The 15,732-nt window shown below is 75.6% G+C and carries 14 protein-coding genes; 6 read left to right on the top strand and 8 right to left on the bottom strand.

Going from position 1 to position 15,732, the window contains the following annotated elements; translation table 11 throughout:
• Positions 1–76 precede the first annotated feature (76 nt).
• Positions 77–676: an FxsA family membrane protein gene (gene fxsA, locus ACFY0O_RS28490; protein ID WP_388951731.1), complete on the top strand. Its 600-nt coding sequence runs from the start codon at positions 77–79 to the stop codon at positions 674–676.
• A gap of 73 nt (positions 677–749) precedes the next feature.
• Here the strand turns inward: fxsA and ACFY0O_RS28485 are convergent, their stop codons facing one another.
• The 3 genes from ACFY0O_RS28485 to ACFY0O_RS28475 form a co-directional block, all read right to left on the bottom strand.
• On the bottom strand, positions 750–1,124 hold the full coding sequence (locus ACFY0O_RS28485; RefSeq protein WP_007262928.1) for an RNA polymerase-binding protein RbpA: 375 nt from the start codon (positions 1,122–1,124) through the stop codon (positions 750–752).
• Positions 1,125–1,437: 313 nt separating this feature from the next.
• The gene (locus tag ACFY0O_RS28480) at positions 1,438–2,820 is read right to left on the bottom strand and encodes an MFS transporter (protein WP_388951729.1); all 1,383 of its coding nucleotides are present in this window, start codon (positions 2,818–2,820) and stop codon (positions 1,438–1,440) included.
• 67 nt (positions 2,821–2,887) lie between these two features.
• Positions 2,888–3,658, bottom strand: coding sequence for a glycerophosphodiester phosphodiesterase family protein (locus ACFY0O_RS28475; RefSeq protein ID WP_388951728.1), 771 nt, complete (start codon positions 3,656–3,658; stop codon positions 2,888–2,890).
• A 213-nt stretch (positions 3,659–3,871) separates the two neighbouring features.
• Between ACFY0O_RS28475 and ACFY0O_RS28470 the strand changes: the two genes are divergently transcribed.
• Entirely contained in the window at positions 3,872–5,371 is a 1,500-nt protein-coding gene (locus ACFY0O_RS28470; protein WP_388951726.1) for a PLP-dependent aminotransferase family protein, read from the top strand.
• Positions 5,372–5,381: 10 nt separating this feature from the next.
• Here the strand turns inward: ACFY0O_RS28470 and ACFY0O_RS28465 are convergent, their stop codons facing one another.
• Together ACFY0O_RS28465 and ACFY0O_RS28460 are read right to left on the bottom strand one after the other, a co-directional pair.
• Entirely contained in the window at positions 5,382–7,013 is a 1,632-nt protein-coding gene (locus ACFY0O_RS28465; RefSeq protein WP_388951724.1) for a hypothetical protein, read from the bottom strand.
• A 33-nt stretch (positions 7,014–7,046) separates the two neighbouring features.
• A complete protein-coding gene (locus ACFY0O_RS28460) occupies positions 7,047–7,241 on the bottom strand; it encodes a hypothetical protein (protein ID WP_008743136.1) in 195 nt (64 codons plus the stop codon).
• Between the two features lie 330 nt (positions 7,242–7,571).
• On the opposite strand from ACFY0O_RS28460, the gene ACFY0O_RS28455 reads away from it, so the two are divergent.
• On the top strand, positions 7,572–7,979 hold the full coding sequence (locus ACFY0O_RS28455) for an ankyrin repeat domain-containing protein (RefSeq protein ID WP_388951722.1): 408 nt from the start codon (positions 7,572–7,574) through the stop codon (positions 7,977–7,979).
• Positions 7,980–8,324: 345 nt separating this feature from the next.
• The gene (locus ACFY0O_RS28450) at positions 8,325–9,722 is read left to right on the top strand and encodes a HEAT repeat domain-containing protein (RefSeq protein ID WP_388951719.1); all 1,398 of its coding nucleotides are present in this window, start codon (positions 8,325–8,327) and stop codon (positions 9,720–9,722) included.
• 787 nt (positions 9,723–10,509) lie between these two features.
• Here the strand turns inward: ACFY0O_RS28450 and ACFY0O_RS28445 are convergent.
• From ACFY0O_RS28445 to ACFY0O_RS28435, 3 genes are all read right to left on the bottom strand, one after another.
• Entirely contained in the window at positions 10,510–11,382 is an 873-nt protein-coding gene (locus ACFY0O_RS28445; RefSeq protein ID WP_388952030.1) for a biotin-dependent carboxyltransferase family protein, read from the bottom strand.
• Positions 11,383–11,486: 104 nt separating this feature from the next.
• Positions 11,487–12,104 carry an allophanate hydrolase subunit 1 gene (locus ACFY0O_RS28440; RefSeq protein ID WP_388951717.1) on the bottom strand — a complete coding sequence of 206 codons (618 nt, stop codon included), beginning with the start codon at positions 12,102–12,104 and terminating at the stop codon, positions 11,487–11,489.
• Complete coding sequence (locus tag ACFY0O_RS28435; protein WP_388951715.1) at positions 12,101–12,889, bottom strand: LamB/YcsF family protein; 789 nt, start codon at positions 12,887–12,889, stop codon at positions 12,101–12,103. The genes ACFY0O_RS28440 and ACFY0O_RS28435 overlap by 4 nt, the downstream gene beginning before the upstream one ends.
• Before the next feature lie 86 nt (positions 12,890–12,975).
• Between ACFY0O_RS28435 and ACFY0O_RS28430 the strand changes: the two genes are divergently transcribed.
• Together ACFY0O_RS28430 and ACFY0O_RS28425 are read left to right on the top strand one after the other, a co-directional pair.
• A complete protein-coding gene (locus ACFY0O_RS28430) occupies positions 12,976–14,526 on the top strand; it encodes a hypothetical protein (RefSeq protein WP_388951712.1) in 1,551 nt (516 codons plus the stop codon).
• 247 nt (positions 14,527–14,773) lie between these two features.
• A complete protein-coding gene (locus ACFY0O_RS28425; RefSeq protein ID WP_388951710.1) occupies positions 14,774–15,682 on the top strand; it encodes a hypothetical protein in 909 nt (302 codons plus the stop codon).
• Positions 15,683–15,732: the final 50 nt, after the last annotated feature.

The raw sequence follows: 15,732 nt of genomic DNA, 5'->3' as shown, positions 1-15,732 counted from the left end.
CGGCCGGATCCCCTAGGGGCCGTCCGGTACCTCCGGCTGAGGCCGCTTTTACGCCGTCCCGGGCACACTGGGTGGTATGAGTAGCGGTACATCGACGGCCACGGCCCCCCGGCAGCGTTCGCGCACCCGTACGTTCCTCCCGCTGGCGGTGGCCGGCTGGCTGGTCCTGGAGATCTGGCTGCTCAGCCTGGTCGCGGGCGCGGCCGGCGGGTTCACCGTGGCCGGGCTCCTCGCGGGTGGGCTGGTGCTGGGCGTGGTGGTGATCAAACGGGCCGGGCGTCGGGCCTTCAAGAACCTGACGCGGACCTTCCAGCAGGCCCAGGAGCAGGGGATGTCCGGTGCGGCCCCGGCCGCACCCCAGTCCGCCCAGGGCTCAGGCAACGGCATGACCATGCTGGCCGGGCTGCTGCTGATCCTGCCCGGCCTGCTCTCCGACGTGGCCGGTCTGCTCCTGCTGCTCCCGCCGGTCCGGGCCTTCGCGTCCCGACGCGCCGAGACGACGCTGGAGCGGAAGATGGCCTCCGCCGCCCCGGGCGGCTTCGGCGACGCCTACACCCAGGCCCGTATCCACTTCCCCGACGGCAAGGTCGTCCAGGGCGAGGTGATCCGCGAGGACGGCTCCCCGGCCGGCCGGACCGGCCCGGACACCGGCTACCGCCCGCCGCTCACCCCGTAACCGGGCAGCACACGCCGAGGGGCCCCGCCACTGATGTGGCGGGGCCCCTCGGCTCGTACTACGTGTCCGCGCGTCAGGCGGACTTGCGGCTGTCGCGCGGGTGCACGGCGATGTTCATGGCGCCGGAACGAAGGACGGCCAGCCGTTCGGCCAGCACCTCCTCCAGCTCCTCGCGGGTGCGCCGCTCCATGAGCATGTCCCAGTGCGTTCGCGCAGGCTTGCCCTTCTTCTCTTCGGGCCCGTCCCCGTCCACCAGGAGTGCCATGGCGCCGCACGCCTTGCACTCCCACTCCGGCGGAATCTCTGCCTCAACCGAGAACGGCATCTCAAATCGATGTCCGTTCTGGCATGCGTACTCCACCGCCTGGCGCGGGGCCAGATCGATGCCGCGGTCCGTCTCGTAGCTGGTAACCACGAGCCGCGTACCGCGGAGAGCTCGCTCACTCATGAATCGTGCCTCCCGGGCTTGTCGCCCACAGGACAGGTGTCGCTGTCGTCGTCATCCGGTCAACGTCCGGTCGGCGGTATAGATTCCCGCTCCGGGTCAATGCGTCGCCCGTCGTGCCGCCCCTTGTTGTACCCACCAGTGCCCGTTTTGTCACATCTGGCAGCAGATGTCACCCAACGTCTCTACTCTGTGAACGCGCAGTAACGGTCCGCCTGGCAGGCCAAAGGCGTACACTACCGGCCGATCGCCATAACGTCGAAATTCGTTCGGATCTCGTTCACGAGTCCGGACGGAAGCCCGACCGGATCCCGGCTCAGACGCGCACCGGAACAGGATTGCCCGCCGCCTCCACCGCGCGCCGCACCGGCACTCGCGCGAGCAGGGCGAAACCCAGTGCGAAGAAGACCACCAGCGAGATGATCGCGTCCCGGTAGCTGCCCGTGACCTGGTAGGTGAGCCCGAACACCAGCGGCCCCACCCAGCTCAGCCCGCGGTCGCTCATCTCGTACGCCGAGAAGTACTCCGCCTCCTTGCCCGCCGGGACCAGGTGAGAGAACAGCGAGCGCGACAGCGCCTGACTGCCGCCCAGCACCAGCCCGATCATCGCGGCGAGCGCGAAGAACCACACCGGGGTCCGGGCCGGGAGGAAGTACCCGGCCCCCAGCGTCAGCCCCCACGCGGCCAGCGAACCCAGGATCGTCCGCTTCGCCCCGTAGACGACCGCCAGCCGGCCCATCGCCAGCGCCCCCACCACCGCCAGGACCTGGACCAGCAGCACCGCCACGATCAGCGTGGACTGCTCCAGCTCCAGCTCCTCCGAGCCGTACACCGAGGCCTGCGAGATCACCGTCTGGACGCCGTCGTTGTAGACCAGGTAGGCCAGCAGGAAGGACAGGGTCAGCGGATAGCGCCGCATGTCCTTGAGCGTGGCCACCAGCTGCCGCCAGCCGCTGACCGCCGGCGCCGCGCCCGCCTCCCGGACCACCGCCCGGTCCCGCAGCCGGCGCAGCGGGATGATCGCGAAGGCCCCCCACCACAGCCCCGCCGAGGCCAGGCAGATCCGCACCGCCTCGCCCTCGGAGAGCCCGAAGGAGTCGTGCCCCTGGAACAGCACCAGGTTCAGCACGAGCACGAACGCCCCCGAGGTGTAGCCGAAGGCCCAGCCCCGCGAGGAGACCGTGTCCCGCTCGTCCGGGGTGGAGATCTGCGGCAGGAAGGCGTTGTAGAGCACCATCGAGACCGCCAGCGAGGCGTTCGCGACGACCAGCAGGAACCCGCCCAGCAGGTAGCGGTGCCCGTCCAGGAAGAACATCCCGGTCGTCGCCGCCGCCCCCGTGTACGCGGCCGCCGCCAGCAGCGGCTTCTTGCGCCCGGTCCGGTCCGCCGCCGCGCCGGCCAGCGGCATCACCAGCACGGCCAGGATCACCGACAGGGACACCGTGTACGCGAAGAAGGACCCGGCCCGCACCGGTACGCCCAGCGGGTGGACGTAGCCCTCCGCGTCGGCCGCGGCCTTGGCCACCGCCGTCAGGTACGGGCCGAGGAACACCGTGAGCACGCTGGTCGAGTAGACCGAGCAGGCGAAGTCGTAGAAGTACCAGCCGTGCTGTTCGCGCCGCCGCGCGGCGGCCCCGTCGCCGGGGCCTCTGCCGCCCTCCGCGCCGGATTCCGCTTCGTTTTCCGTACGCTCGGTCATGAGCGCCCCCTTGCCGTTCCCCGTAGGACGCCGGCCCCCGCACCGGGCGCGGCGGCCCTCGGGCCCGTCAGGCCCAGGCCCCGCGCCGGTCCAGCACCGTGCGCAAAGTGTCGATCCGGTCGGTCATGATGCCATCGACACCCAGGTCGAGGAGAGCCTCCATACGTTCCGGTTCGTTCACGGTCCAGACGTGCACCTGGAGTCCCCGCTCGTGCGCGGTCCGTACGAACCGCCGGTCCACCACCCGGACGCCCGCCTGCGTCTCCGGCACCTGGGCCGCCACCGCGCCCGCCCGCAGCGCCGCCGGGATCGCCCACGAGCGCAGCCGCAGCCCCAGCACGCCCCGCACCCCGTACGAGGTCGCCAGCCGGGGCCCGGCGATCTTCTGGGCCCGGGCCACCCGGCTCTCCGAGAAGGAGCCCACGCACACCCGGTCCCAGACCCCGGCCCGCGCGACCAGGTTCACCAGCGGGTGCAGGGCCGACTCGTCCTTCACGTCCACGTTCCAGCGGGCGTCCGGGAACTCCTCCAGCAGCTCCTCGAACAGGGCCAGCGGCTCGCTCCCGGCCACCCGTGCCTCGCGCACCCGGCTCCACGACAGCTCACGGATCCGGCCCGTGGCATCGGTGACCCGGTCCAGGGTCGCGTCGTGGAAGGCCACCAGCTTCCCGTCGGCCGTCGCGTGCACATCGGTCTCGAAGTACCGGTAGCCCGCCGCGGCCGCCCGGCGGAAGGCGGCGGCGGTGTTCTCCAGCCCGTCCGCGGCCCCGCCCCGGTGGGCGAAGGGGATGGGGGCCGGGTGGTCCAGATACGGGTGGGGTCGGCGCACGTGAGTCACGGCCGCAGTATGCACGCTGGGCGCCGTGGGGCGGGAGCGGCCACGTGGACGGCCGGTGAACGCCCGGGCCCCGGCGGCGGCTCCCGGACGGGCCGCACGACCCACCTGGCCCGGGTGGACCGGACCGTGACACCCTGGGAGCCGCGCAACCAATCCAATCCAGGCCCCTGGCCCCGCCGCCGGGGCCAATCCGACGAAGGTGGACCGGACGCCATGGCTCAGTGGACCTCAGCGGTCGGCACCGCGCAGCTCGCCCGGCTGATCACCTCCCAGCAGGAACGCCCCGCCGTGCCCGGCGCCCGCAAGGCCCCCGCGTACCGCAGCCTCGCCGACGGCATCCGGCTGCTCGTCCTGGAGGGCCGCGTCCCCGTCGCCGCCCGGCTGCCCGCCGAGCGCGAGCTCGCGGTCGCCCTCTCCCTCAGCCGCACCACCGTCGCCGCCGCCTACGAGGCCCTGCGCACGGAGGGCTTCCTCGAATCCCGCCGCGGCGCCGGCAGCTGGACCTGCGTACCGGCCGGCAACCCCCTCCCGGCCCGCGGCCTGGAGCCCCTGCCGCCCGAGTCCCTCGGCTCCATGATCGACCTCGGCTGCGCCGCCCTCCCGGCCCCCGAGCCCTGGCTGACCAAGGCCGTCCAGGGCGCCCTGGAGGAGCTCCCGCCGTACGCCCACACCCACGGTGACTACCCGGCCGGCCTGCCCGCCCTGCGCCGGATGCTCGCCGACCGCTACACCGAACGCGGCATCCCCACCATGCCCGAGCAGATCATGGTCACCACCGGCGCCATGGGCGCCATCGACGCCATCTGCAGCCTCTTCGCGGGCCGCGGCGAGCGGATCGCCGTCGAGTCCCCCTCCTACGCCAACATCCTCCAGCTGATGCGCGCCGCCGGGGTCCGCCTCGTGCCCGTGGCCATGGGCGGCGGGCTCAGCGGCTGGGACATGGACGTCTGGCGGCAGGTGCTGCGCGACTCGGCCCCGCGCCTGGCCTACGTCGTCGCCGACTTCCACAACCCGACCGGGGCCCTGGCCTCCGAGGAACAGCGCCGGGCCATGGTCGAGGCCGCCCGCTCCGCCGGCACCGTCCTGATCGCCGACGAGACGATGGCCGAGCTCCGGCTGGACCCGGAGCCGGCCATGCCGCGCCCGGTCTGCTCCTTCGACCCGGCGGGCTCCACGGTGGTCACCGTCGGCTCCGCCAGCAAGGCCTTCTGGGCGGGCATGCGGATCGGCTGGGTCCGGGCGGCCCCCGACGTCATCCGCAGCCTGGTCGCCGCCCGCGCCTACGCCGACCTCGGCACCCCTGTGCTGGAGCAGCTCGCGGTGAACTGGCTGATGCGGACCGGGGGCTGGGAGGAGGCCGTCGGGATACGCCGCGCCCAGGCCCGGGAGAACCGGGACGCGCTGGTCGCCGCCGTGCGCCGGGAGCTGCCCGACTGGGAGTTCGACGTGCCGGCCGGGGGGCTCACCCTCTGGGCCCGGGCCGGCGGGCTGTCCGGGTCGCGGCTGGCGGAGGTGGGGGAGCGGGTCGGCGTCCGCGTCCCCTCGGGTCCCCGGTTCGGGGTGGACGGGGCCTTCGAGGGCTACGTCCGGCTGCCCTTCACGGTGGGCGGTCCGGTGGCCGACGAGGCTGCCGCGCGCCTGGCCGCGGCGGCCCGCCTGGTCGGTACGGGGGCGGGCGGCGGGGCGGAACCGCCGCGCACCTTCGTGGCCTGAGCGGCCCGGCCTACGGGGCCTCCGCCGCGACCTCCGGGAGCTCCTCGGCGTCGAGGGCCTTGGCCTGGGCCGGAGGGGCCTCCTTGAGCGGTCCCGGGGCCGGCGGCGGGCCCTCCCCGCCGCCGGGGCCCGCCGTCTGCCGCTCGGGCAGCAGTTCCAGGACGGCGTGGCGGTGCGCGGGGTGCGTGGCGTCGTCGTACGGGTCGGGGGTGGCGGGCACCTGGAGGCGGTGGACCGGCCCGGTGCCGAGCCGGGCGTAGCCGCGGCCCGGCGGGAGCTGCGGGGCCGGGGTGGTGTGCGGGGGCAGGCCGAGGACGTCGGTGAGCTGCTGGGCGGGGGCGGGCCCGAGGGCGACCCGGGCCCGGGTGTGCTGCCAGACGGCGTCCGGGATCAGCTCCAGGTGGTCGAAGTGCTCGGCGACCACCACCGTGACGTGCGCGGCGCGGCCGTGCCGCAGGGGGACCTGGAGCTGGGCCAGGGGGTCCGGGCGCCCCTCGGCGGTCGCCAGGTGCGCGAGCACGCTGGGCCGGTCCAGCAGGATCCACAGCGGCCGCCGGGTGTCCTCGGGCGCGGGCCGGCCGGCCTCGCGGGCCCGGTGCGTGGCGATCAGGCGCCGCTCGGTCTCGTGCGCGGCCCACTCGACGGTGGCCAGGGCGCCGGTCGGGCCGCACTCGACGGCCAGCACGCCCGCGCGCCCGGCCAGGCACGCGTACTCGTTGCTCCCGCCGCCCTCGACGACCATCACGTCGCCGCCCTGCCGCAGGGCCTGGAGGGCGAGCGAGCGCAGCAGGCTGGTGGTGCCGCTGCCGGGCTGGCCCACCGCCAGCAGGTGCGGCTCGGCGGAGCCGGGGCCGGTCCGCCACACCACGGGCGGCAGGTCGCGCGTCTCGTCGCCCTCCAGCACCGGCAGGGTGCGCCGCACCCCGCCGGGGTCGGTGAAGCCGAGGACGCTCTCCCCGGGCGAGGTGACGAACGGCTGGGCGGCGATCCCGGTGGGCAGCGGCTCCAGCACGCTCAGGTCGAGCCGGTTGGCCTCCTCGTCCCAGACGAAGAGGTACTCGCGGCCGCGCCCGGACTTGGCGTGCAGCAGGGCCTCGATCCGGGCCCGCGAGGCCGCCTCCCCGTCGGTGAAGTACGCGGGGTAGCGGATCCGCAGCCGGGTGACGCGGCCCTCCGCGTCGAAGGCGTAGTCGCTGAAGGCGTCGTCGAAGCCGCCCCCGTGGGCGAACAGCGGGGCGGGGTCCTCCGGGGCGGAGAAGTAGGGCACGAGGGCCTCGTAGAGGGAGCGCAGCCGGTCGGTCTCGGCGTCGCTGGGCCCGGTCTTCGCGGGGGTGCGGTCGCGCCCGTGCCAGCCCGCCGCGGCCATCAGCGCGATCAGCGCGGTGACGGGCGCGTAGGGGACGAGCGCGACCACGAGGACGCAGGCCGCCCCCAGGAACAGCGCGGGACTCCGCTTGTCCTTGGGGGTCGCGGCCCATTTGCGGCGCCCGGCCGAGGCCAGGACGCGCAGTCCGCGCCCGATGACCAGGAGCGGATGGAGGACGTCCGTGGCGTTGTCGGCCGCCGTGCGGGCGAGGTCGCGGCCCCGGGCGAGCGAGGTGCTGCCACCGGTGAGGATGCGGGGGAGTGGGCGCCGGGCCACGGTCGTCTCCTGGAGGGGGGTGGGGCGGGCGGTCTAGAGCTTGATCCCGCCGAGCAGGCTCGCCAGGCTCGCCGTGCTCGCGGTGATGCTCGGGGCGATGGCGGAGCCGGCGAGGAAGAAGCCGAAGAGCGCGCAGACGAAGGCGTGGCTCAGCTTCATCCCGTCCTTCTTGAAGAACAGGAAGCAGATGATGCCGAGCAGCACGACGCCTGAGATCGACAGGACCATGGGAGTTCTCCTGGGAGCGGAACGGTCGGGAAGGTCACCATCAGTTGTTCCAGGCTCACAGGAAGTATCAATGCGACAAAAGGTGCATACGGGTGAACCTTCGGGATTTTCACTTGACCGGCCCCTCCCGGCTGGCGCGTCGGCCCGCGGCGGTGTCAGGTGCAGAGGCCACCGACATCCTTGCCTCGGACCGGCCCCCGCATGTCCCCGACCTGGCGCTACCCTGGCGATTCACCCGTACGGACGCAGCGCCGGGCACCCCCCTGCCCGCCCGGCCCGGTCAGAATCCTGCCCCGTACGACCCGGCACGAGCGAAAGGCGGAACGACCGATGAGCAAGCACGAGGACGCGCCCGGCACGCCCGACGAGGACGTCATCGAACTGGCCACCAAGATCTTCGACCTCGCCCGTCAGGGTGAGGCCGAGACCCTGGCCGCCTACCTCGACGCCGGGGTCCCCGCCAACCTCACCAACGACCGCGGCGACACCCTCGTCATGCTCGCCGCCTACCACGGCCACGCCGACGCCGTCACCGCCCTGCTCTCCCGCGGCGCCGAGGCCGACCGCGCCAACGACCGCGGCCAGACCCCGCTCGCCGGCGCCGTCTTCAAGGGTGAGGAAGCCGTCATCCGCGCGCTGCTCGCCGGCGGGGCCGACCCGCACGCCGGAACCCCGTCCGCGGTGGACACGGCCCGCATGTTCAACAAGGCCGACCTGCTGGAACTCTTCGGAGCCTAGTAATCCGCTTTTTCCCCCGCCCGGCCCGGGCCGGGACGGGCCCGCGAGCTCACGGCTTGGTCACGACGCCCTTAAATGTGGTCGCGGCGCACAAACCGGCTGGGTCATCATGGCGTCGGATTCGATTCGCGGACATGACGTACGGGCAGGAGCGGGCTGGACACGACGGGTGTCCACCTCCACCCCTGCCGCACCGGCCGGCACGGACGCGAAGCACCGACGAGAGTGAGAAGGCAATGGTCTACATCGAGCGGAACATGACGGCGGACGTCCTCACATGCTGTTACGCGGCCCTGTGAACCCCGATTCCAGGTTGCGTCCCCAGCTTGATTTGAGGCCATTCCCATGTTCGAACCAGTCATAGCGCCGAGCGGCACGCTGCTCGGCCTCCTCCAGAGGGGCCGCGGCGACGGCACGCTGCACGCCCTCGCGGCGCCCCGCCCGGAGGCCCTCGCGGCCCTCGACCAGTGCGTGACCCGTGACCCGCGGCAGGACTGGCAGGTCGAGAACCGGTCGCTGTACTACGCCCGCCTGTACCTGGACCTCGACGGCCCGCTCCGCGAGATCGAGGCCCACCTCTTCGGCGTCGACGACCTCGTCGACGAGGAGGACCACCGCACCGGCCTCGCCCTGTCCGTCCTCGGACACCTGGCCTCGTACGGCCGCGACGACGCGCTGATGCTGCTGCGCCGCTACGCCGCCTCCGGCGCCAACTGGGCCTGGGCCCTCGACGAGCTCGCCCTGCGCGACGACGACGAAGGCCTGCGCTCCCTCGCAGCCCCGGTCCTGGGCAGGTTCCCGGAGACCGCCGAGGGCGAGGCGCTGCTGGCCGCCGCCGTCCGCGACGCCTACGAGCCCCGGCCGTGGAGCCTGTGGGAGGAGTCGCCGCAGTACGGGGAACGCCTGCGCGCCGCCCGCCGGCAGGGCTCGTTCGACCGCTGGCAGCGCCAGCTCAACCCCAGCGGCCCCCGGCCCGGCTGGGGCGTCCAGGCCGTCTTCGACTGGGCCGCCGACGGGCTGCGCCGCGGCACCCCGCTGCACGTGCCCGCCGCGCGCTGCCTGGCCGCCGTGGCCGCGCCCGACGACCGCTCCGAGATCCTCGCGGCCGCCGCCGGGGCGCAGGGCGAGGCCGCCCGGGCCACCGCCCTGCACCACCTGGTCCTCGCCGAGCCCGAGAACCCGGCCGTGCTCGACCTCATCGAAGCCGCCGGCGACGAACCGGCCGTGGCCGCCTACGAGCGCATGTGCGGCCCCGCCGCCCTCGACCGCGCCCGCCAGTGGGTCCACCGCCCCGACGCCCTCGGAGCGGCCGCCGCGGCCCTCCTGGCGGCCCGCGGCGGCGCCGACGACGCGGGCCTGGTGCTGGGCGCCCTCCGCGACACCGTCCGCGGCTCCGGCCCGGACTCGCCCCGCCTGTTCACCCTCGTGGACGGCGCGGGCCGGCTCTCGATCGGCTGCGCGGCCCCCGTGCTGCGCCACATCTACCGCGAGACGGCCTCCTCCCACCTGCGCGGCCGCGCCGCCCGCGCCCTGGCCAGCACGGACCCCACCTTCGCGGCGGGCTTCGCGGTCGAATGCCTGTGGGACTGCGAGGAGACCACCCGCGAGGTGGCGGCCCGCCACGCCGAAACGGCCGACGCCCGTGTCGCCCCCCGGCTGCGCCGCCTGGCGGCGGACCCGGCGGAGGAGGAGGACGTCCAGTCGGCCGTCCGCAGCCGCATCACCCCCGAGCCCACGATGTAGCTCCGCCGGCGCCTGCCCCCGCCCCACCCTCCCGGGGCCGACCGCCCCGCCCCCTGGGTGCTCCGCCCCCAGCCCCCACGCCTCAAACGCCGGCGGGGCTGGATTTCGCCCCGGCCCGGCAGCCGCCCGCGGCACCACCCGCGGGCTTGTATTTCGTGCGGCGGGCGCGGAGCCCAGGTTTCTTTCAGCCTCGCTGGCGTCCGAGACGCAGGTCTGGGCGAGGCCCGGGTCTTTCGGACTAGGCGCCGTTCTAGGGGCGCAGCCCCAGGCTCTTCAACCTCGGCGCTTGAGGCGCGGCTCTGGGTCGAGCCCCGGGGCTTTCGGCCTTGGCGGCGTTCGTGGGGGGAGTCCGGGCGGAGCCTGGGGCCTTGCAGCCCTGTCCGGCGCTTGAGGCGCGGCTCCGGGCCGAGCCCAGGCCGTCCAGCCTCGCCGGCGTTTGAGGCGCCGGTCCGGAGCCGGAGCCCAGGGCCTTTCAGCCTCGCCGGCGTTTGAGGCGCGGGGCCGGGCGGAGCCCGGGGAACGGTGGAAGGGCGGGTAGGGGACCGCCCCGCGCAGCGGCCACCCACAGCGGCGCCGCACCACCACCCCGGACGGCCCGCCAGCAGCCATGCCACAGGGCGTCGGCCGAGCGGAGCGGGCCCGCCCGCAGCTACGCCACGGCCGCGCCGGCCGACCGGGGAGCAGGCCCCACCCCGCGGCGGCGCCGGAGGGCGGGGGCCACGGCCGCGCCGGCCGACCGGGGAGCAGGCCCCGGCCCACCCCGCGGCGGCGCCGGCCCCGCCGCCCGTCACGCCGCCGCCGGAACGAACCGCAGTGCCACCCCCGGCCGTGCCTGCGCGGCGGCGTCCAGCGCGGGGCCCGGGGGGACCACCCCGACCACCGGGTAGCCCCCGGTCACGGGATGGTCGGCCAGGAACACCACCGGCAGCCCGTCCGGCGGCACCTGCACCGCCCCCAGCACCATCCCCTCGCTCGGCAGCTCCCCGCCCCGCGCCCGCTCCAGCGCGGGCCCCGCCTCGGTCCGCAGCCCGATCCGGTTCGACGCCGGCGACACCCGGTAGCCCCCCGACAGCAGCGCCGCCACCGAGGCCCCCGTGAACCAGTCCGCCCGCGGCCCCAGCCGCAACGGCAGCACCAGCTCCGCCACCGGCGGCCCCGGCACCCGCAGGGCGTCCGCCCCGGTCACCGGCTCCGGTCCCGCCGGGCCGACCTCCAGCACCGTCCCGTCCGCCAGGACCGCCGGCCCCAGCCCCGACAGCAGGTCCGTCGAACGGCTCCCCAGCACCGCCGGCCCGGCGACCCCGCCCCGCACCGCGACATAGCTCCGCAGCCCGGTCTCCGCCCGGCCCACGTCCAGCTCCGCCCCCGCCCGCAGCCGCACCGGCGCACCCCACGCCGCCGGGCGCCCGTCGACCCGTACCGCACACGGTGCGCCCGTCACCGCCACCGTCACCGGCGCCAGGGCCCGCAGCCGGACCCCGTCCAGGGTGGTCTCCAGTACGGCGGCCCCGGCCGGATTCCCCACGAGCCGGTTGGCCAGGGCGTACGCCCCCGTGTCCAACGCCCCCGACCGCGGCACCCCCAGATGCGCGAACCCGGGCCGCCCCCGATCCTGCACGGTGCTCAAGGCCCCACCCCGCACCACCACCAGCCCCCTCACCCCGCCCCCGCCACCCGGCTCCCCGCCCGTATGCGCGGCATCGCCCCGGCCCAGGGTCGGGCCGCCGCCCGGGGCGGAGTCCGGGGCCGTGCCGTCGTCCACGCTCACGCGCCCGCCTCCTCGAACCGCACCCGTACCCCCGGCGCGAACAGCGCCGCCGGCTCCCGTGCCGGGTCCCACAGCACCGCGTCGGTGGAGCCGATCAGCTGCCAGCCGCCGGGGGAGGAGCGGGGGTAGACCCCCGCGTACTCCCCGGCCAGGGCGAGGGACCCCGCCGGGACCGCCGTGCGGGGCGTGGCCCGACGGGGCAGCCACAGCCGCTCCGGCAGCCCCGTCAGATACCCGAAGCCGGGCGCGAACCCGCAGAACGCCACCCGGAACTCGATCCCCCCGACCACCCCGGCCACCTCCCCCTCGGCCACGCCCCACGCCCCGGCCACCTCCGCCAGGTCCGGCCCGTCGTACCGCACCGCAACGGTGACCAGCGGCCCCTCGGCCTCCGCGAGCGGCGGCACCTCCCAGCGGGCGATCCGCGCGGCCAGCGCCCCCGGCTCGCGCACCCCGTCCAGCAGCACCGTCCGCGCCGCCGGCACCACCTCCCGGACGGCGCCCAGCCCACCCGCGTCCCGCCGGCGCAGCAGCTCGGCGTGGAGCGCGGCCACCTCCGCCGCCGAGTCCACCTCCAGCAGCAGCGCCTCCCGCCCCACCACCAGCGCCCTCACGCGAACGCCTCCACCCGCACCCCGGCCGCCCCCAGCGCCTCCCGGACCCGCACCGCGAGCCCCGCCGCCCCCGGGGTGTCCCCGTGCAGGCACAGCGAGCGCGCGTCCACCCGTACCGGGGACCCGTCCGACGCCGTGACCTCCCGCTCGGCCGCCATCCGCACGGCCCGTGCCACCACCGCGTCCGGGTCGTGCAACACCGCCCCCGGCGTCCCGCGCGGGACCAGGGTGCCGCCCGGGGTGTAGGCGCGGTCGGCGAAGGCCTCCGGTACGGGCTCCAGCCCGGCCTCCCCCGCCGCCGCCAGCAGCAGCGACCCGGGCAGGCCCAGCACCGGCAGACCGGCGTCCCCGGCCGCGAGCCGGATCCCGGCGACCACCGCGCCCGCCTGGTCCGCGTCGTGGACCGTCCGGTTGTACAGCGCGCCGTGCGGTTTCACGTACGACACCCTCGACCCGGCCGCCCGCGCGAACACCTCCAGCGCCCCGATCTGGTACGCCACCTCCGCCGCCAGCTCCTCCGCCGGCACGTCCATCGCCCGCCGCCCGAACCCCGCCAGGTCCCGGTACGAGACCTGCGCCCCGATCCGTACGCCCCGCGCGGCGGCCAGCTCGCACACCCGCCGCATGATCGACGGGTCGCCCGCGTGGAAGCCGCAGGCCACGTTCGCGCTGGTGACCACCGACAGCAGGGCCTCGTCGTCCGTCAGCGCCCACCGCCCGAAGCCTTCGCCGAGGTCGGCGTTGAGGTCGATCGCGGCCGCTGGGGATGTGATCATGGAAGCCATGCGGCGAGCGTAGAACAGCCCGCCCGCCGCGCGCCGCAGAGCCCTTCCGCGGCCTTCCGCGGAGCCGGGGACGTTCCGGCCGAACCATGCCGTTTGGGATGTTGTCCGTGACACCGCCTAATCTTTGCGACGTGACTCTCCCTGCCCCGGCGAAGACCCTCCCCTCCCCGGCGCCGGGCCCGGCCGCCGACGAGGGCCTCGCCCGGCGGCTGCGCGCCCTCGCCTGCACCGCCCCGCTGCACGACCTCGACGTCCGCAAGGCCAACCTGGCCGGCGAATACGGGGTCTACGCGATGGCGGAGGTCGCGCTGGCCGCGATCGACCTGGTCACGCTGAACATGGACTTCGACACGGGCGCCGACCACGAGCAGATAGTGGCCCGCCTGCTGCCGCGCGTCGCCGCCCAGACCCCCGGCCGGCCCGCCGCCGAGCACGAGCGCGTCGCCCGCTGGGTGCTGGAGAACCTGATCAACGTCGGCAGCGTCGACCGCGGCTTCCGCGCGATCTACGGCACCTTCGGCCCGGACGGGGTCTACGTCCGCCGTGACTACGACTTCAAGCTGATCGAGGAGGTCCCCGGGTACGGCGGCGCGGTCTACCTGCGCACCACCGACGAGGCCGTCAACGTCCTGGTCGGCGCCCTCGACACCGACGTCACCAGCGCGCAGATCGCCGCCGAGGTCAAGCTGGAGGTCCTGATCAGCCGGGGCCGGCTCGCCGACGCCCAGCTCGCCGCCGAACAGGCCCGCTACCGCACCGTGCAGTACGCCGAGACCCTGCGCCGCACCCTCGACGCCACCCGGCGCAACGTCCGCGCGGTCGACTGGCTGCAGGCCGTCCCGGACATGATCGCCGAAGCCCTGGACCACGTCGCCGACCGCTACCGGCACGAGAACGCCATCCTCACCAACATCCGCAAGGCGCGCGACGAGGCCGAGGACCCCGAGAACAAGCGGCGCGCCGCCGAGCTCGTCGACATCGTCAAGGACTGCATCCGCCGGCACACCCAGCTCCAGTCGAGGCTCCTGGACGCCGGCCCGCTCTTCCGCGCCGAACAGGACCGCCAGGCCTTCGCCACGCCCGCCGCGCGCTCCGGGATCGACCTGTACGGACAGCTGGTCGCCCCGCTGCTGCCGCTGCCCGTGACGCAGGCCACCCGGGTCACCGACGCCTTCTTCGCCGCGGGCACCGGCCTGCGCACCCCCGTCTCCGTCCGGGTCGCGGACCTCGTGGAGATCCTCCTCACCCCGCCCGTGGAGCGCGAGCACCTCGGCGCCGAGATGCCGGAACCCGACCTCATCGCCACCCCGGACGACAGCCGCTTCAGCGAGGAGCAGCTCGCGGCCGCGACCCGCCTCCTGGACCTCCCGCACGACGCCCCGCGCCGCCTGTCCGGCCTGCTCGCGGAGGCCCGCCGCGAGGACCCCGACCTCCCGTACCTGGTGGCCCTGCTCGCCGTCCACGCGGCCAGCCCGGCCGTGGGCACGGCGTACCGGCAGGGCGAGGAGCGGCTGCTGTTCGCGGTGGACGACGGCACCCAGCTGGAGGACCCGGAGTTCGGCGGAGCCGACCTGATCGTGGGCACGGCCCTCCTGGACGCGGCCGGCATGGCCGCGGACCGCTCGGAGTCGGCGTGACCCACCCCACCCCGACCCCCCACCCACAGGCCGGGCCCCCCGCCCCGACCCCCCGCCCGCAGCCCGGGCCGCCCGCCCCGACCCCCCGCCCGCAGCCCGGGCCGCCCGCCCCGACCCCCCGCCCGCAGCCCGGGCCCCCCGCCCCGGGCCGCCCCGACCGGAGGGCCGACCCCCGCGTGCCCGTCCCGGGCACCCGTCCGGCCCGCCCCCACCGCCAGGCCCACCGCACCGCCGAGGAGACCCACCCGTGAGCGACCACCACGCCGAGTACGCCGCGTGGAGCGAGCCCGACGGCCCGTCGGTCCCGGCCACCGCGCCCGCACCGGCCGCCCCCGCGCTGACCCCGGCCGACGCCGCCGACGCGGCCCGCCTCGTCGGGTTCGGGCTCCAGCCCAAGCTGCTCCCCGCCCGCGACGCCGAGTACGCGGAACTGCTGCGCCGCTACCGCGAGGACCCCGGCTTCGGCCGCCTCGCCGACGCCGTCGCCACCGGCCTCGGCCTCGTCGTCCTGGAGGTCTCCCCGCGCGCCGGCATGGCCGTCGCCGCCGGCGAGGACTCCGTCTTCGCCGTCCGCATGGGCGACTACGCCCGCCGCACCGCCGCCGACGGCGGCGACCGCTTCCTCCACGGCCTCGCCCACCTCGCCGTCGCCGCCCTCGCCTTCCCCCGCCCCGAGGACCTCGCCGACGACGGCTACATCGGCCGGATCACCGTCAACGGCGTCGACGCCTTCGTCCGGCAGACCTGCCGCCGCCTGGAGGAGCGGGCCGAGGAACTCGGCGAGAACACCGACCCCGCCTCCGACGCCCCCGGCCTGGAGGCCGCCTGGCGCGTCTACGCCCGCCGCAGCGCGACCGGCGCCACCAAGGACGCCCGCCGCCTCGCCGGCTCCACCACCGGCATCGTCGGCAAGGCCGCCGCCTTCCTCACCGAGTCCGGCTTCCTCCAGCGCACCGGCGACGACGCCGGCGGCACCTACCGCACCACCCCCCGCTACCAGCTCCAGGTCCGCGACATGGCGGGCAGCGCGGCCATGGCCGAACTCCTGGAACTCGGCGTGGTGCCCGTCAGCGACGGCTCCGCCACCCTCCTGCCGCCGCCCGAGGGCGACGACCTGGAACTCGCCGCCGACGCCGGCCTGCCGTTCCACGCCTGACCCGCCCGCCCCACGTACCGAGACACACCGAAAACAACGAGAGTCCGCCG

It is taken from the genome of Streptomyces sp. NPDC001594, from assembly GCF_042893675.1.
Lineage (GTDB): Bacteria > Actinomycetota > Actinomycetes > Streptomycetales > Streptomycetaceae > Streptomyces.
The sequence above is the reverse complement of the archived record's forward strand: the minus strand, read 5'-3'. Positions and strand labels throughout refer to the sequence as shown.